Annotated in this window: 8 protein-coding genes and 1 pseudogene; 5 read left to right on the forward strand and 4 right to left on the reverse strand. The window is 74.1% G+C overall.

Annotated elements, in window-relative coordinates:
• Positions 1 to 172: 172 nt before the first annotated feature.
• Complete coding sequence (gene cysC, locus ACIBJE_RS15680) at positions 173 to 1702, reverse strand: adenylyl-sulfate kinase (protein WP_396748570.1); 1530 nt, start codon at positions 1700 to 1702, stop codon at positions 173 to 175.
• A 522-nt stretch (positions 1703 to 2224) separates the two neighbouring features.
• On the opposite strand from cysC, the gene ACIBJE_RS15685 reads away from it, so the two are divergent.
• Genes ACIBJE_RS15685 through ACIBJE_RS15700 form a run of 4 tightly spaced genes read left to right on the forward strand, consistent with a single transcriptional unit; the run spans position 2225 to position 5643 of the window.
• Positions 2225 to 3139 carry an ABC transporter ATP-binding protein gene (locus ACIBJE_RS15685; protein ID WP_396748572.1) on the forward strand — a complete coding sequence of 305 codons (915 nt, stop codon included), beginning with the start codon at positions 2225 to 2227 and terminating at the stop codon, positions 3137 to 3139.
• Entirely contained in the window at positions 3132 to 4019 is an 888-nt protein-coding gene (locus tag ACIBJE_RS15690) for an ABC transporter permease (RefSeq protein WP_396748574.1), read from the forward strand. Before ACIBJE_RS15685 ends, ACIBJE_RS15690 begins: the two co-directional genes overlap by 8 nt.
• Positions 4016 to 4927 (forward strand): ABC transporter ATP-binding protein, encoded by a 912-nt coding sequence (locus ACIBJE_RS15695; protein WP_396748576.1) that lies wholly within the window; start codon positions 4016 to 4018, stop codon positions 4925 to 4927. Before ACIBJE_RS15690 ends, ACIBJE_RS15695 begins: the two co-directional genes overlap by 4 nt.
• 5 nt (positions 4928 to 4932) lie before the next feature.
• Positions 4933 to 5643 carry an ABC transporter permease subunit gene (locus ACIBJE_RS15700; protein WP_396748578.1) on the forward strand — a complete coding sequence of 237 codons (711 nt, stop codon included), beginning with the start codon at positions 4933 to 4935 and terminating at the stop codon, positions 5641 to 5643.
• A 123-nt stretch (positions 5644 to 5766) separates the two neighbouring features.
• Here ACIBJE_RS15700 and valS read toward each other — a convergent pair whose 3' ends face one another.
• Positions 5767 to 8331, reverse strand: a complete 2565-nt coding sequence (valS, locus tag ACIBJE_RS15705) for a valine--tRNA ligase (RefSeq protein ID WP_396748580.1) — start codon at positions 8329 to 8331, stop codon at positions 5767 to 5769.
• 259 nt (positions 8332 to 8590) lie between these two features.
• Between valS and ACIBJE_RS15710 the strand changes: the two genes are divergently transcribed.
• Positions 8591 to 10117, forward strand: a complete 1527-nt coding sequence (locus ACIBJE_RS15710) for a hypothetical protein (RefSeq protein ID WP_396748582.1) — start codon at positions 8591 to 8593, stop codon at positions 10115 to 10117.
• Between the two features lie 5 nt (positions 10118 to 10122).
• On the opposite strand, the gene ACIBJE_RS15715 is transcribed toward ACIBJE_RS15710, so the two are convergent.
• Positions 10123 to 11961, reverse strand: a complete 1839-nt coding sequence (locus tag ACIBJE_RS15715; RefSeq protein ID WP_396748697.1) for an ABC transporter ATP-binding protein — start codon at positions 11959 to 11961, stop codon at positions 10123 to 10125.
• A 263-nt stretch (positions 11962 to 12224) separates the two neighbouring features.
• Positions 12225 to 13943 (reverse strand): annotated as a pseudogene (locus ACIBJE_RS15720) (ABC transporter ATP-binding protein); the annotation flags it as partial.
• Positions 13944 to 13946 lie beyond the last annotated feature (3 nt).

Below are 13946 nucleotides of genomic sequence, written 5' to 3' on the forward strand. Positions count from 1 at the left end.
GGTCGGCCCGCGTCAGGTAGGCCCGAGCCGGGTAGGCCCGCGTCAGGTAGGCCCGAGTCGGGTCGGTCCGAGCCGGGTCCGTCCGGGTCGGACAGGACCGATGCCGGGCAGTCCCGGGTCGGCGGGTGGAAGCCGGGCGGGCGGGGGCCGGGCGAAGCCGGACGGGTCGGGGTCAGGCCGGGGTCAGGCGGGGCTCGATCCAGCCGCTCTCGGTCAGCAGGTGCAGCACCCGCTGCACCGCCTCCTCGATCGAGATGTCCGAGGTGTCCACCACCAGGTCCGCGTCGGTCGGCTCCTCGTACGGGTCGTCCACGCCGGTCATCCCGGTGAGCAGCCCCGCCCGGGCCCGGGCGTAGAGACCCTTGCGGTCCCGCTGCTCGCAGGTCTCCAGCGGGGTGGCGACGTGGACCAGCACGAAACCCGCCCCGGCGGACTCCGCCATCTCCCGCGCGGTCGCCCGCGCCTGGGCGTACGGGGCGATCGGGCAGCAGATGGCCACTCCCCGGTGCCGGGCGATCTCGGCGGCCACCCAGCCGATCCGTCGTACGTTGAGGTCCCGGTCCGCCCGGCTGAACGTCAGCCCGGCGGAGAGTTCCCGCCGCACCACGTCCCCGTCGAGCAGGGTGATCGTCCGGTCCCCGGCCTCCCGTAGCGCGTCGGCGAGCCCGCTGGCGATCGTCGACTTGCCGGACCCGGAGAGCCCGGTCAGGAAGACCACCAGCCCCCGGTGCCGCAGCGGCGGCCGGGCGCGGGCCAACTCCTTCGCCACCGCCGGCGGGGTGTGCCACTCCGGCAGCGGGAAGCCCCGGTCCAGGTGGTCGTCGATCTCCTCCTGGCTGAAGGCCAGCCGTCGGTTGCGCGGTGGGATGTCGTCCCGCCAGCGCCACTGCCCGTCCCGGTTGTCGTAGGCCAGTTCGCGGGGCACCAGCACCCGCAGTCCGGCACCGGAGAGCGTCTCCTCGGTGGAGAGCAGGTGCGTCACGCCGTAGGCGGCGCAGACCCGGGCCCGCAGCAGCGCGTCGCTGATCTCGTCCCGCCGCCGGGCCAGCGGCACGGTGATCAGGGTCGCCGGGGGCATCCGGTCCCGGGCGGCGAAGACCGCGCGGACCAGCGCCTCGGACGGCAGACCGCCGGTGGCCTCCTCACCCACCGGGATCATCAGCAGCAGGTGCGCGCCGAGCGTCCGGGCCGCGTGCGCGATCTGGGCGAGTTGCGGCCGGTGCAGCGGTCGGTCGGCGATCACCCCGAGCACCCGTCCGGGGGGCAGCAGCGCCCGGACCTCGTCCGGGGTCCGCCGCAACCGCTGGAACGGGGCATGGCCGCCGTCGCCGATCCGCTGGACCGGGCCACCGAGTCCGGCGATGCCGTCCCGGCCGGACCAGACGTCCTGCACGTCGAGCGCGGCGAGCGGTGCTCCCTCGCCGTCGGTGAGCACCAGCACCCGGCCTGCCGGGTCGTCCAGCCGCAGCCCCTCGGCCACCGCCGCCGGCACCTGGAGGGTGACCGGCACCGGCCAGGGCGTCCCGTCGGCGAGCCGGCCCCGGCGACTGAGCGAGGTCAGGTCGGCCCGCGTCATGAAGCCGGTCAGTGGCGCGTACGCCCCGCTCAGCAGCAGCTCCAGGTCGGCGAGCTCACCCGGACGCGGTGTGAACACCGGCGCGTCCCGGAGCACGTCGTCGGGCAGCACCCAGCCGTTGCTCATCACACCCCCCACTCGCTGACCGGCACACAGTTTCGCAGCCGACCGGCGATCGGTCGAGAGTGCCACCCCACGATCGCGCCTCCCGGACCGTCGTACGGCTCCCCGTGTCGTCGTCCCGTACCGCCGTGCGGACCGCCCGCCGCGGACAGCGACGCTGGTCAACGCGGTGCCGTCGGTCCGGAGGCGGCGCGGGCCGGTCGAACCGTCCCGTCCCGGCGTCGTGCGGCGATCTTCGGCCGACGTCCGTCGTCGGGAACCCGTCACCCGGCGGGGCCGGTGTGGACCGATGGTCGGTCCACCACGCCGGCCGGTTCCGTCCGCCTCCGCGCCGGGCCTGCTCCGGGCCGGGGCCGCCCGCGCGCTCGGTCCACTTCCAGGTCGGTCCGCGACGGTGCGTCTCGTCGTCAGAACCCTGCGTGACCTGGTCGGATGTGCGTCGGTTACCCCCTAGTGGAGCGCGCGACGGAGGATCAGGGGCGGACCCGATGTTCCGGCGTGCGCCGGCTCCCTAGGCTGAGCGGCGTGACACTGCTCGCGACCGAGTCGCTGACCAAGACCTACGGTGGACGGGTCACGGCGCTGGCCGACCTGACCGTCGCGGTCGAACCGGGAATCGTCGGGCTGGTCGGTGCCAACGGTGCCGGAAAGTCCACCCTGATCAAGATCCTGCTGGGCCTGCTCGCCCCGACCAGCGGTTCCGTCCGGGTGCTCGGCCTGGACCCGACCGCCGACCCGGCCGCCGTCCGGGCCCGGGTCGGCTACATGCCCGAACACGACTGCCTCCCGCCGGACCTCTCCGCCGCCGAGTTCGTCACCCACCTCGGCCGGATCAGCGGGCTGCCCCGCACCGTCGCCCGGGAACGGGCCTCCGAGGCGCTGCGCCACGTCGGCCTCTACGAGGAGCGGTACCGGCCGGTCGGCGGCTACTCCACCGGCATGAAGCAGCGGGTCAAGCTGGCCCAGGCCCTGGTGCACGACCCGGACCTGCTGCTGCTCGACGAGCCGACCAACGGCCTCGACCCGGCCGGCCGGGACGCCATGCTCAACCTCGTCCACCGCATCGGCAACGAGTTCGGCATCTCCGTGGTGGTCTGTTCGCACCTGCTCGGCGAGGTCGAGCGGATCTGCGACACCCTGGTCGCCATCGACGGCGGGCGGCTGCTGCGGGCCGACCGGATCTCCGCGATGACCTCCGCCACCGACATCCTCGCGGTCGAGGTCAGCGAGGGTACGGACGAACTGGCCGCCCGGCTCGCCGCGCTCGACCTGCCGGTGGGCCGGGACGGCCGGATGCTGCTCGTCCCGCTCGCCGACGAGGGGACCTACGACCTGATCCTCGGCGCGGTCGCCGCGCTGGACCTGCCGCTGCACCGGCTCGACCAGCGCCGGCACCGGGTGGCCGAACTCTTCGCACCGAGGGAGCAGATCAATGCCTGAGCCGACCGGGGTCATCCACGACATCGGCTACCAGCGCTACAGCGGTCCCCGCCTCGGCCGCCGGCAGGTCTTCGGCGCGCTCTACGGGCACGGTCTGCGGACCGCGTTCGGCCTCGGCCGCAGCGCCAAGGCCAAGATGTTCCCGTGGCTGATCGTGGCGATCGTCGTCGTGGTCGCCGCCGGGGCGACCGCGGTGCGTACCCAGATCGGCGAGGTCGTGCTGACGTACGCCCAGTTCGCCGACGCGATGAGCTGGCTGGTGATCTTCTTCGTCGCGGTCGTCGCGCCCGAGCTGGTCTCCCGTGACCTGCGCAGCGGTGTGCTGCCGCTCTACTTCTCCCGGCCGCTGCCCCGCTCCGACTACCCGCTGGCCAAGCTCGCCGCCCTGGTGACCGCGCTCTGGCTGCTGCTCGGCGCGCCGCAGCTGCTGATGTTCGTCGGGGCCGCGTTCACCACCGGCAAGGGGTGGCGGGGCGCCTGGGACGAACTGCTCGACCTGCTGCCGGGGCTGCTCTACGCCGGGCTGTGGGCGGTGGTCTTCGCCTCGGTCGGGCTGCTGGTCGCCTCGCTCACCGGCAAGCGGGCGTTCGCCGCCGGTGGCGTGGTCGCGGTCTTCCTGATGACCACCCCGATCGTCGGCACGCTCCAGGTGATGCCGTCGACCACGGTCAACGAGCTGGCCTTCCTGGCCTCCCCGTCCACCATGGTGCAGTCGATCGGCGGCTGGGCCCTCGGTGACCTGCTCTCCTCGCCCGGCGGCGGCTCGACGGACCTCCCGATCGGTGGGTTCGGCCCGCTCTACGCCGTGGCCGCCGTCGCCTTGGTGGCCGCCTGCGTCGCGCTGCTGCTCGTCCGATACCGGAAGGTCGCCTCCGCATGAGTGAACTGACCCTGACCGGCGTCTCCCGCTGGTACGGCAACGTGGTGGCGGTCAACGACGTCACCATGTCCCTGGGCCCCGGGGTGACCGGCCTGCTCGGTCCGAACGGGGCCGGCAAGACCACCCTGCTGCACATGATGGCCGGGTTCCTGGCCCCCTCGCGGGGCGGGGTCACTCTCGACGGCCAGCCGACCTGGCGCAACCCCGACGTCTACCGGCGGCTCGGCCTGGTCAGCGAGCGCGAGGCGGTGCAGACCTTCCTCACCGCGTACGAGTTCGTGCTGGCCAGTGCGAAACTGCACGGGCTGCCCGACCCGGCGGAGGCGGCCCGCCGCGCGATCAACCTGGTCGAGCTGGAGGGCGCCCAGGGCCGACGGATCGGCACCTACTCCAAGGGCATGCGGCAGCGGACCCGGGTGGCCGCGGCGCTGGTGCACGACCCGCAGGTGCTCCTGCTCGACGAGCCGTTCAACGGCATGGACCCCCGCCAGCGGCTGCACATGATGCAGTTGCTGCACCGCCTCGGTGACGCCGGCCGGACCATCCTGTTCAGCTCGCACATTCTGGAGGAGGTCGAGCAGGTCTCCGGCACCGTGCAGGTGATGGTCGCCGGTCGGCTGGCCGCCTCCGGCGACTTCCGCACCATCCGCCGGCTGATGACCAACCGGCCGCACGTCTTCGCCGTCCAGTCCACGGACGACCGGGCGTTGGCCGTGGCGCTGATGGCCGAGCCGTCGGTCAACGGGGTCGAGCTGGACCGGGCCGGACTGACCGTACGGGCCGGCGACTACGGGGCGTTCACCCGGGCGCTGCCCCGGATCGCGCTCGACCAGGGCATCCGGGTGCGGCGGCTGCTGCCCGAGGACGAGTCCCTGGAGAGCGTCTTCTCCTACCTGGTGGAGGCATAGCTGACATGTCGACCGTCACCTGGATCACCGCGCGCGGCCTCTTCGGTCGCCGCCGGTCCCTGATGCTCGTCCCGCTACCGTTGATCCTGGTCGGGTTGGCGGTGCTGTCCCGGGCGCTCGGCGTCGACCCCGGCCAGTGGGCACCGCCCGTCCTGGTCGGGCTCGGTCTGGCCGTGGTGCTGCCGGTGGTCGCCCTGATCGTCGGTACCGGCGTGCTCGGTGCCGAGATCGACGACGGCACCGTGGTGCACATCCTGACCAAACCGCTGCCCCGCTGGCAGATCGTGCTGCCGAAGCTCGGGGTGGCGGCCGCCGTCACCGCGGTCTCCTGCGCCGTGCCACTGTACGTCGGGGGTGTGCTCGCCCACTCGGTCCGGTTCGGACTGGCACTGGCACTCGCGTCGGCGATCGGCGCGCTGGCGTACTCGGCCCTGTTCGTGGCGCTCAGCCTGGTCACCCGGCGGCCGGTGCTGCTCGGCCTGGTCTACGTGCTGATCTGGGAGGGGCTGCTCGGCAACTTCGTCAGCGGCACCAAGGTGCTCTCCATCCAGCAGTACGTGATCGCGCTCGCCGACCGGATCGCCCCCACCGACCTGCTGTCCACCACGGTCACCGTGCCGGTGTCGGCGGTGATGACCACGCTGGTGGTCCTCGGCTTCACCGTGCTGGCCGTCAACCGGCTCCGTTCCTTCAGCGTCGCCGGCGAAACCAGCTGAGGTGGTGGCAGGGGACCTCTCCTCCTCCTTTTCAGGTGGTAGCAGGGGTCCCCTGCTCATCAGAAACGAGTAACAGGGGACCCCTGCTACCAACCAACCAACCAGCTCCGGCTTCGTCAGTCGTCAGAAGGCGCAGGCGATGACGAGTTCGGTGGTGCGGTCCGGGACCGGGTCGAGGGTGGTGATCCGGCCGGCGGCGCGCAGGTCGTCGGCGACCAGGGCGAGCTGGTCGAGGACGGCGGCCGGGGCGAGCGCCTCGGCCAGCGGCACCTCGGTCCGCATGGAGAGCTTCCGCTCCGACTTGGCCCGCCGCACCTGGCTGAGCGCGTTCCCGGCCAGCCGCAGCAGCGCCGGGTCACCGGTGCCCCGGACCGCCCGCTGGACCTCGTACGTGGTGGGCCAGGGCGCGCGGTGCACCGAGCCGTACCGCCACCACGACCAGACCTCCTCGGTCACGTACGGCAGGACCGGGGCGAAGAGCCGCAACTGCACCGACAGCGCGGTGGCGAGCGCCGCGCGGGCCGAGTCCGCGCCGGGCCCGGTGCCGTAGGCGCGCTCCTTCACCAGCTCGATGTAGTCGTCGCAGAACCGCCAGAAGAACGCCTCGGTCGCCTGGAGGGCGGCCGTGTGGTCGTACCCGTCGAAGGCGGTGGTCGCCGTGGCGACCACGCCGGAGAGTTCGGCGAGCATGGCGGTGTCCAGCGGTTCCGTCGCCGGGGTGCGCAACGAGTCGGCGGCGCCCAGCCCGAGGGCGAACTTCGACGCGTTGAGCAGCTTGGTGGCCAGCCGACGCCCGACCCGGATCTGGGCCGGGTCGAAGGCCAGGTCCATGCCGGGCTTGCCGCTGGCCGCCCAGTACCGCACGGCGTCCGAGCCGTGCTGTTCGAGCAGCGCCATCGGGGTCACCACGTTCCCCTTGGACTTGGACATCTTCTTCCGGTCCGGGTCGAGGATCCAGCCGGAGAGGATGGTGTCCCGCCAGGGCAGCACCCCGTGCTCCAGGTGGGCGCGGACCACGGTGGAGAAGAGCCAGGTCCGGATGATCTCCTGTCCCTGCGGGCGCAGGTCCATCGGGAAGACCCGGGCGAACAGGTCCGGGTCGGTCTCCCAGCCGCCGACGATCTGCGGGGTCAACGACGAGGTGGCCCAGGTGTCCAGGACGTCCGGATCTCCGATGAAACCGCCCGGTTTTCCGCGTTGCGCCTCGTCGAAGCCGGGCGGCGGGTCGCTGGACGGGTCGACCGGCAGCGCGGCCTCCTCCGGTGTGAGAGGCTGGGCCCAGACCGGCTCGCCAGCGTCGTCGAGCCGGTACCACACCGGCACCGGCACGCCGAAGAACCGCTGCCGGCTGACCAGCCAGTCGCCGGTCAGGCCGCCCACCCAGTGCTCGTAGCGGTGGCGCATGTGCCCCGGCACCCAGTTCAGCTCCGCGCCCCGGTCGAGCAGCGCCGAGCGCAGCTCCGCGTCCCGACCGCCGTTGCGCAGGTACCACTGCCGGGTGGAGACGATCTCCAACGGCCGGTCGCCGCGCTCGTAGAACTTCACCGGGTGGCTGATCGGACGCGGCTCGCCGACCAGGTCACCGGCCTCGGTCAACAGCTCCACCACCGCCCGCCGGGCGCCGTTGACGGTTTGCCCGGCCAGCGACGCGTAGCGCTGCGCCGGCACCCCGTCCGGCGGTTCCGGCAGCAGCCGCCCGTCCCGGCCGACCACCACCCGGGTGTCCAGGTCCAGGTCCCGCCACCAGGTCACGTCGGTGAGGTCGCCGAAGGTGCAGACCATCGCGACGCCGGTGCCCTTGGCCGGGTCCGCCAGCGGGTGCGCACGCACCGGCACCTCCACCCCGAAGACCGGGGTACGCACCGACGCGCCGACCAGGTCGGCGTAGCGCTCGTCGTCCGGGTGGCAGACCAGCGCCACGCAGGCCGGCAGCAGCTCCGGCCGGGTGGTGTCGATCAGCACCTCCCGACCGCCGGGACCGTGGAACCGCAGCCGGTGGTACGCGCCGGGGCGCTCCCGGTCCTCCAGCTCCGCCTGGGCCACGGCGGTGGCGAAGCCGACGTCCCAGAGGGTCGGGGCCTCCGCCTGGTACGCCTCGCCGCGCGCCAGGTTGCGCAGGAACGCCCGCTGCGAGGTGGCCCGCGCCACCCGCCCGATCGTGGTGTACGTCAGCGACCAGTCCACGGACAGCCCGAGCCGCCGCCACAGCGCCTCGAAGACCTGCTCGTCCTCGCCGGTCAGCCGCTCGCACAGCTCCACGAAGTTGCGTCGGGAGATCGACGTCGGGTTCTTCCGGGCCGCGTCGTCCACCGGGGCGTCGGGCGGCGTCCAGTCCGGGTCGTACGGCAGCGACGGGTCGCAGCGCACCCCGTACACGTTCTGCACCCGGCGCTCGGTCGGCAGGCCGTTGTCGTCCCAGCCCATCGGGTAGAAGACCGTCCTGCCGCGCATCCGCTGGAAGCGGGCCACCGTGTCGGTGTGCGTGTACGAGAAGACGTGTCCCATGTGCAGCTCGCCGGATACGGTCGGCGGCGGGGTGTCGATCGCGTATACGTCCGCCCGCTCCCTGCTGCGGTCGAACGCGTACGTGCCCTCCTCCTGCCAGCGGCGCGCCCAGGTCTCCTCGAGGCCGTCCAGGGTCGGACGCTCGGGGACTCCGGCGCGGGCCGTCCTCGCCGTATCAGTCATCGGTCGATCGTAGATCCAGGCCGGCCCCGTCCGCCGGGAGTAAATCCGGCCGCCACGGGCGGCACAGGCGGTGGTCGCCCCGCCACGGGCGGGACAGGCGGTGGTCGCCCCGCCACGGGCGGGACAGGCGGTGGTCGCCCCGCCACGGGCGGGACAGGCGGTGGTCGCCCTGTGGCAGCATCGACGCCCGGCGACGGGTGACGACAATCGCCGACCGGACGTCGGCGGTGGGGGGCCGCCGGCCGGAGAGGAGGCGGGCGTGCGGGTCGACCGGGTGACCGGAGCACCGGGGAGCGGGTGGTCGCCGGCCGGGGGACCACCCGGGCCGGCCGGTGTGGTCGGGGCCGTGGCCGCCTTCGCCGTAGGGGTGCTCGCCGGGACCGCGCTGCCGGCGCTGACGATGCTCACCGGCTACACCGACCTGACGCCGTTCGCGCCGGTGCGCGCCGGGGTGCTCGCCCCGGTGGTGCTGGCCCTCGCCGTGGTGGCCGCCGCCCTGCCGTACCGGGTCGGCGGCTGGCCGGTCGCCCTCGCCGGGCTGCTGCTCGCCGTGGCCACCGACCTGCTCACCCCCGGCGGGCTGCTGCCCACCAACGCGGTCGCCGCCCGGCAGGCGTCGGCCTTCCTGGTCGGGGCGGTGGGGGTCGGCCTGGCCCTCGGCGGGGTGCTCCTGGTGGCCGGCGGGTCGGCTCGCGCGGTCCGGGTGCCGGTGGCGGTCGGGCTCGCCGCCGGCCTGGTCGGGCAACCGGCGTGCAGCGCGCTGCTCCGGGCGGGCCTGCCGGTGCCAGGGCGTGTGCAGCCGTACCAGATCTCGCTCTGGCTGGCCGTGGCGTTGGTCGCCGCCGCGCTGCTGGTCTCCTGGCGGCGGGTCGGCCCCGGGCCGGCCGGCGGTCCGCTGCGCTGGACCCCGGTGCTGGTGGTGACGGCCGTCGGGCTGCTCGTCGCCGCCGGGTTCGCGGTGCGCTGGTCGGTGGTCCGGGCCCGGCTCCGGCCGGGACAGGGACTGGAGGAGGCCGCCCTGACCGCCGCCCGGCTGCTGGTCGTGCCCCTCACGGTGGTCGCCGGGCTGCTCCTGCTCGGGTACGCGCTCCGCGCGCTCGGTGTGGTCGGCGCGCGCTGGGTGGTGCTCGCCGTCGCGGCCGGCCCGATCGCCGTGACCGGTGGCGGGCTCACCGGCGTCGTCGCGCCCGCGGTGGCGTTCCTGGCCGTGCTGACCGGGCTCGCCGCCGTGGCGGGCGGCGTGGCACTGACCCGGTACGCCGAACGGATCATGCCCTGGGACGCCCTCGGGATCGTGCTGGCCGCCATGGCGCTGCCGCTGGCCGCCCCGGCGGTCCGCCTGGACCTGCCGACGGCGGCGGGAGCCGGCGTGGTGCTCACCGCCCTCGGTCTCGGCCTGGCGCTCGGCTCCGGCCTCACCCTCGTCGCCACCCGCGAACCCGGCCTGGCCTGGCAGCCGGGAGCCGCCGCAACGGTGCCGCCCTCCGGAGTGGTGCCCCCCTCCGGGACGGTGCCGCCTGCCGGGACGGTGTCTCTCGCCGAGGCGGACCGGGGGTGGCGCAGCGCTACGCTGCTGGTCGGAGTCGCCGCCTGGGCGCTCGCCGCGCAGGCCGCCACCCCGCTGGCGATCCGGGCACAGGTCCCGCCGCCCGGACTGGTCCCGCCGCTCACCCTCCCGTTGCTCATCGTCGCCGCCGCCGTGCTGCTCGCGCTGTTGTTCGGCCTCGGCCTCCTGGTCGACCGCCGTCCCGCTCCCGAACCGGTCGCGGTGCGGCGCACGATCTGAGCCGTTCAGGTCAACGAGTCGCGCCACTGGCGGTGCAGCCGCGCGTACCGGCCGTCGGCGGCGACGAGACGGTCGGGTGGGCCGTCCTCGACGATCCGACCCTGGTCGATCACCAGCACCCGGTCGGCGATCCGCACCGTGGAGAGCCGGTGCGCGATCACCAGCGCGGTCCGGTCGCGCAGGATGGTGCCGAGCGCGTGCTGCACCACCCGTTCCGTGGGCGCGTCCAGGCACGAGGTCGCCTCGTCGAGGACCAGCACCACCGGGTCGGCCAGGAAGGCCCGGGCGAACGCGACGAGCTGCCGTTGCCCGGCGGAGAGCCGACCGCCCCGCCGGTGCACCTCGGTGGCGTACCCGTCGGGGAGCGCGGCGATGAAGTCGTGCGCCCCGACCGCCCGCGCCGCCGCCCGCACCGCCGCGTCGTCCGCGTCCGGGCGGCCGAACCGGATGTTCTCCGCGACCGTGCCGCTGAACAGGTGGTTCTCCTGGGTGACCAGGACCACCGCCCGGCGCAGTTCGGCGTCGGCGGCATCGCGCAGGTCCACCCCGTCCAGGCTGACCGAGCCGGCGTCCGGGTCGTGGAACCGGGCGAGCAGCTTCGCCACCGTGGACTTGCCCGCCCCGGTCGCGCCGACCAGGGCGACGGTCTGCCCGGCCGGCACCTCCAGGTCGAGGTCGGTGAGGATCGGCGTCCCCGGTCGGTAGCCGAAGGTCACCGAGCGGAACCGTACCGCCCCCCGGACCCCGCCGACCGGCAGCGGACGGGGATGGGCCGGTTCCACCACTCCGGACCGCTCGTCGAGTACCCCGGCGAGCTTCTCCAGCCCCGCCGTGGCGGACTGCAACGTGTTGTAGAACTGGCTCAGCTCCTGCATCGGCTCGAAGAAGCGGCGTAGGTAGAGCAGGAACGCGGCGAGTACGCCGAGTTCGAGCCGGTCGTCGAGCACCCGCCAGCCGCCGTAGGTCAGCACCCCCGCCACGGCGACGTTGCCGACCAGCTTGATGCCCGGCGAGTACACCGCGATCAACTGGAACGCGTGCACGCTGGACCGCCGGTAGTCGTCGTTCACCGCCTCGAAGATGCGCTGGTTGCGGGCCTCCCGCCGGTACGCCTGCACGGCCCGGATCCCGCGCAGCGACTCCACCAGATGGACGATCACCAGCGCCGCCGAATCCCGGGTGCGCCGGTACGCGGCGGCCGAGGCCCGGGCGAACCAGCGGGACAGCAGGAACAGCAGGGGGAAGGCGAGCAGGGTCACCACGGCCAGTGGCGGGTCCAGCCAGAGCAGCACGCCGGTCACCGACAGGATCGACAGCACGGCGAGCACGAGGTTGTCCACGCCCCCGTCGAGCAGTTCCGCGATCGAGTCCAGGTCGCTGGTGAGCCGGGACACCATCCGTCCCGACGTGTACCGCTCGTGGAATGCCACCGGGAGGCGCAGGAAGTGCCCGTACACCCGCTGGCGGAGGTCGAGCAGGACGGCCTGGCCGATCCGCGCGGAGAGGATGAGGAAGCCGCGCTTGCTCACGTACTCGACGGTGGCGGCCCCCGCGAAGGCCGCCGCGACGGCGACCAGTGGTCCCGGCTCGTCGGCGCGCAGCGGCGCGATCGCGTGGTCGATGCCGTACATCACCAGGAACGGGCCCGCCAACCCGGCGGCGTTCTGCGCCAGCAGCAGCGAGACGGCCAGCGCGAGTCGGCCCCGGTGTGGCCGCAGCAGGTCCGCCAGGAGGACGCGGCTCCGGGTCCGCAGCCGGGCGACCGCCTCCGGACCGTCCTCCTCGGCCCGGCTCCGGTCGGCGTCCGGCTCGGTCCCGCGCCCCCGCCAACGCCCCAGGTCCACCGGATCCGTTCCGGTGGTCCGCTCCGCCCCGGCCGGCTGTGTCGTCCCGGCGGGTTCCGGTGCGGTCACGGGGGAACCGTCCGGTCCACCGGATCCGCCCCGGCCGCGAGGCCGACCAGCCCACCGCCCGTCACCGCGATCGGCGCCCCCTCCACCGCCACCGGCGTCGCCCGCCCGGCGGTCGGTCCCTCCGCCGTGACCGGCGTCGTCCGGGCCGTGGTCGGTGGTCCCTCCGCCGTGACCGCTGCCGTCCGGGCCGTCGTCGGCTCCGGACAGAGCAGCGCACGGTACGCCGGCTCGGTGGCGAGCAGTTCGGTGTGGGTGCCGACGGCGGTGATCCGGCCGCGGTCGAGCAGGGCGACCCGGTCGGCGAGGGCGACCGTCGAGGGACGGTGCGCCACCAGGAGGGCGGTGGTGCCCCGCAGCACCCGGCGCAACGCCTGCTCGACCAACGCCTCGGTGTGCACGTCCAGGGCGGAGAGCGGGTCGTCCAGCACCAGCACGGCCGGGCGACCGAGCACCGCCCGGGCCAGGGCGAGCCGCTGCCGCTGCCCGCCGGAGAGGGAGAGCCCCTGCTCACCGACGCGGGTGGAGAGTCCCCACGGCAGGTCGTACGCGAAGTCGGCCTGTGCCAGCGTGAGCGCGCTGCGCACCTCGTCCTCGTCGGCGTCGGGATGGCCGAGGGTGAGGTTCTCCCAGACCGACATGCTGAACAGCACCGGCTCCTCGAAGGCCACCCCGACCAGCCGGCGGAGCGCGGCGAGCCGCAGGTCGCGCAGGTCGTGACCGTCCAGGGTGATCCGTCCCGTCCCCACCTCGTGCAGCCGGGGGACGAGGGAGAGCAGCGTGCTTTTGCCCGAGCCGGTCGCGCCGACCAGGGCGAGCGTCTCGCCCGGTTCGACGGTCAGCTCGACGTCCCGCAGCACCGGGGCCGCGCTGCCCGGATAACCGAAGCCGACCCGCTCGAAGCGCAGCCGCCCGCGTACCTCGCTGCGCACCGGCGCGACCGCGTGCGGCCGGTCCGTGATCGCCGGCGGGGTGTCCAGCACCTCCTGGATCCGGTCGGCGGCGGTCGCGGCCTCCTGGCCGTTGGCGATGATCCAGCCCAGCGAGTTGACCGGCCAGATCAGCATCAGTTGCAGGCTGACGAAGGCGAGCAGCTCGCCGACGGTGAGCGTGCCCCGGGCGGCGGCGGCCACCCCGGTCACCAGCACCACGCCGAGGGTCAGGTTCGGCACCAGGTCGAACAGGGCGGAGGTGCGGGCCAACAGCTGGCTCTTGCCGACGGCGGTGTCGTGCAGGGCCCGCGCACCGGCCCCGAACCGGACTCCCAGCTCCGGTCCCCGGCCGAACGCGCGGGCCGTCCGGATCCCCTGTGCGGTCTCCTCGACCAGCGTCGCGACGTCCCCCTGCTGCTCGCGCATCCGGCGGGCGGCGGCGTGGTACGCCCGGGCGAACCGGCGGCTGATCAGGAACAGCGGCACGGCGCTCGCCGCGACCAGCAGCCCGAGCGGCGGGTGCAGCCGGATCAGCAGCACCACCACGGCCAGGTAGGTGACCAGGTTGAGGACCAGGAAGAGCAGCCCGAAGGAAAGGAATCGGCGGATCATCGACAGGTCGCCGGTGGCGCGGGCGATGAGCTGACCGGACTGCCACCGGTCGTGGAAACTCGCCGGCAGGCGTTGCAGGTGGGCGTAGAGATCGGCCCGGATGGCCGCCTCCATGCCCACCGACGAGGAGGTCTGCGTCCACCGTCGGACGAAGATCAGCACCGCCTCGACCAGGCCGAGCAGCAGGACCAGGCCGCCGAGCTGCACGAGCCCGGCCAGCTCGCGCCGGGCCACCGGGCCGTCCACCACCCGCTGGACCAGCAGCGGCACGGCGAGCCCGGCCGCGGTGGCCGTCAGCCCGGCGACCAGCAGCCAGCAGAACTCGGTGGCGTGCGGGCACAGGTAAGTGCGCAGCCGCCACAGGTTCTGCATGCT

The sequence above is a fragment of the Micromonospora sp. NPDC050187 genome, from assembly GCF_044459745.1.
GTDB lineage: Bacteria > Actinomycetota > Actinomycetes > Mycobacteriales > Micromonosporaceae > Micromonospora.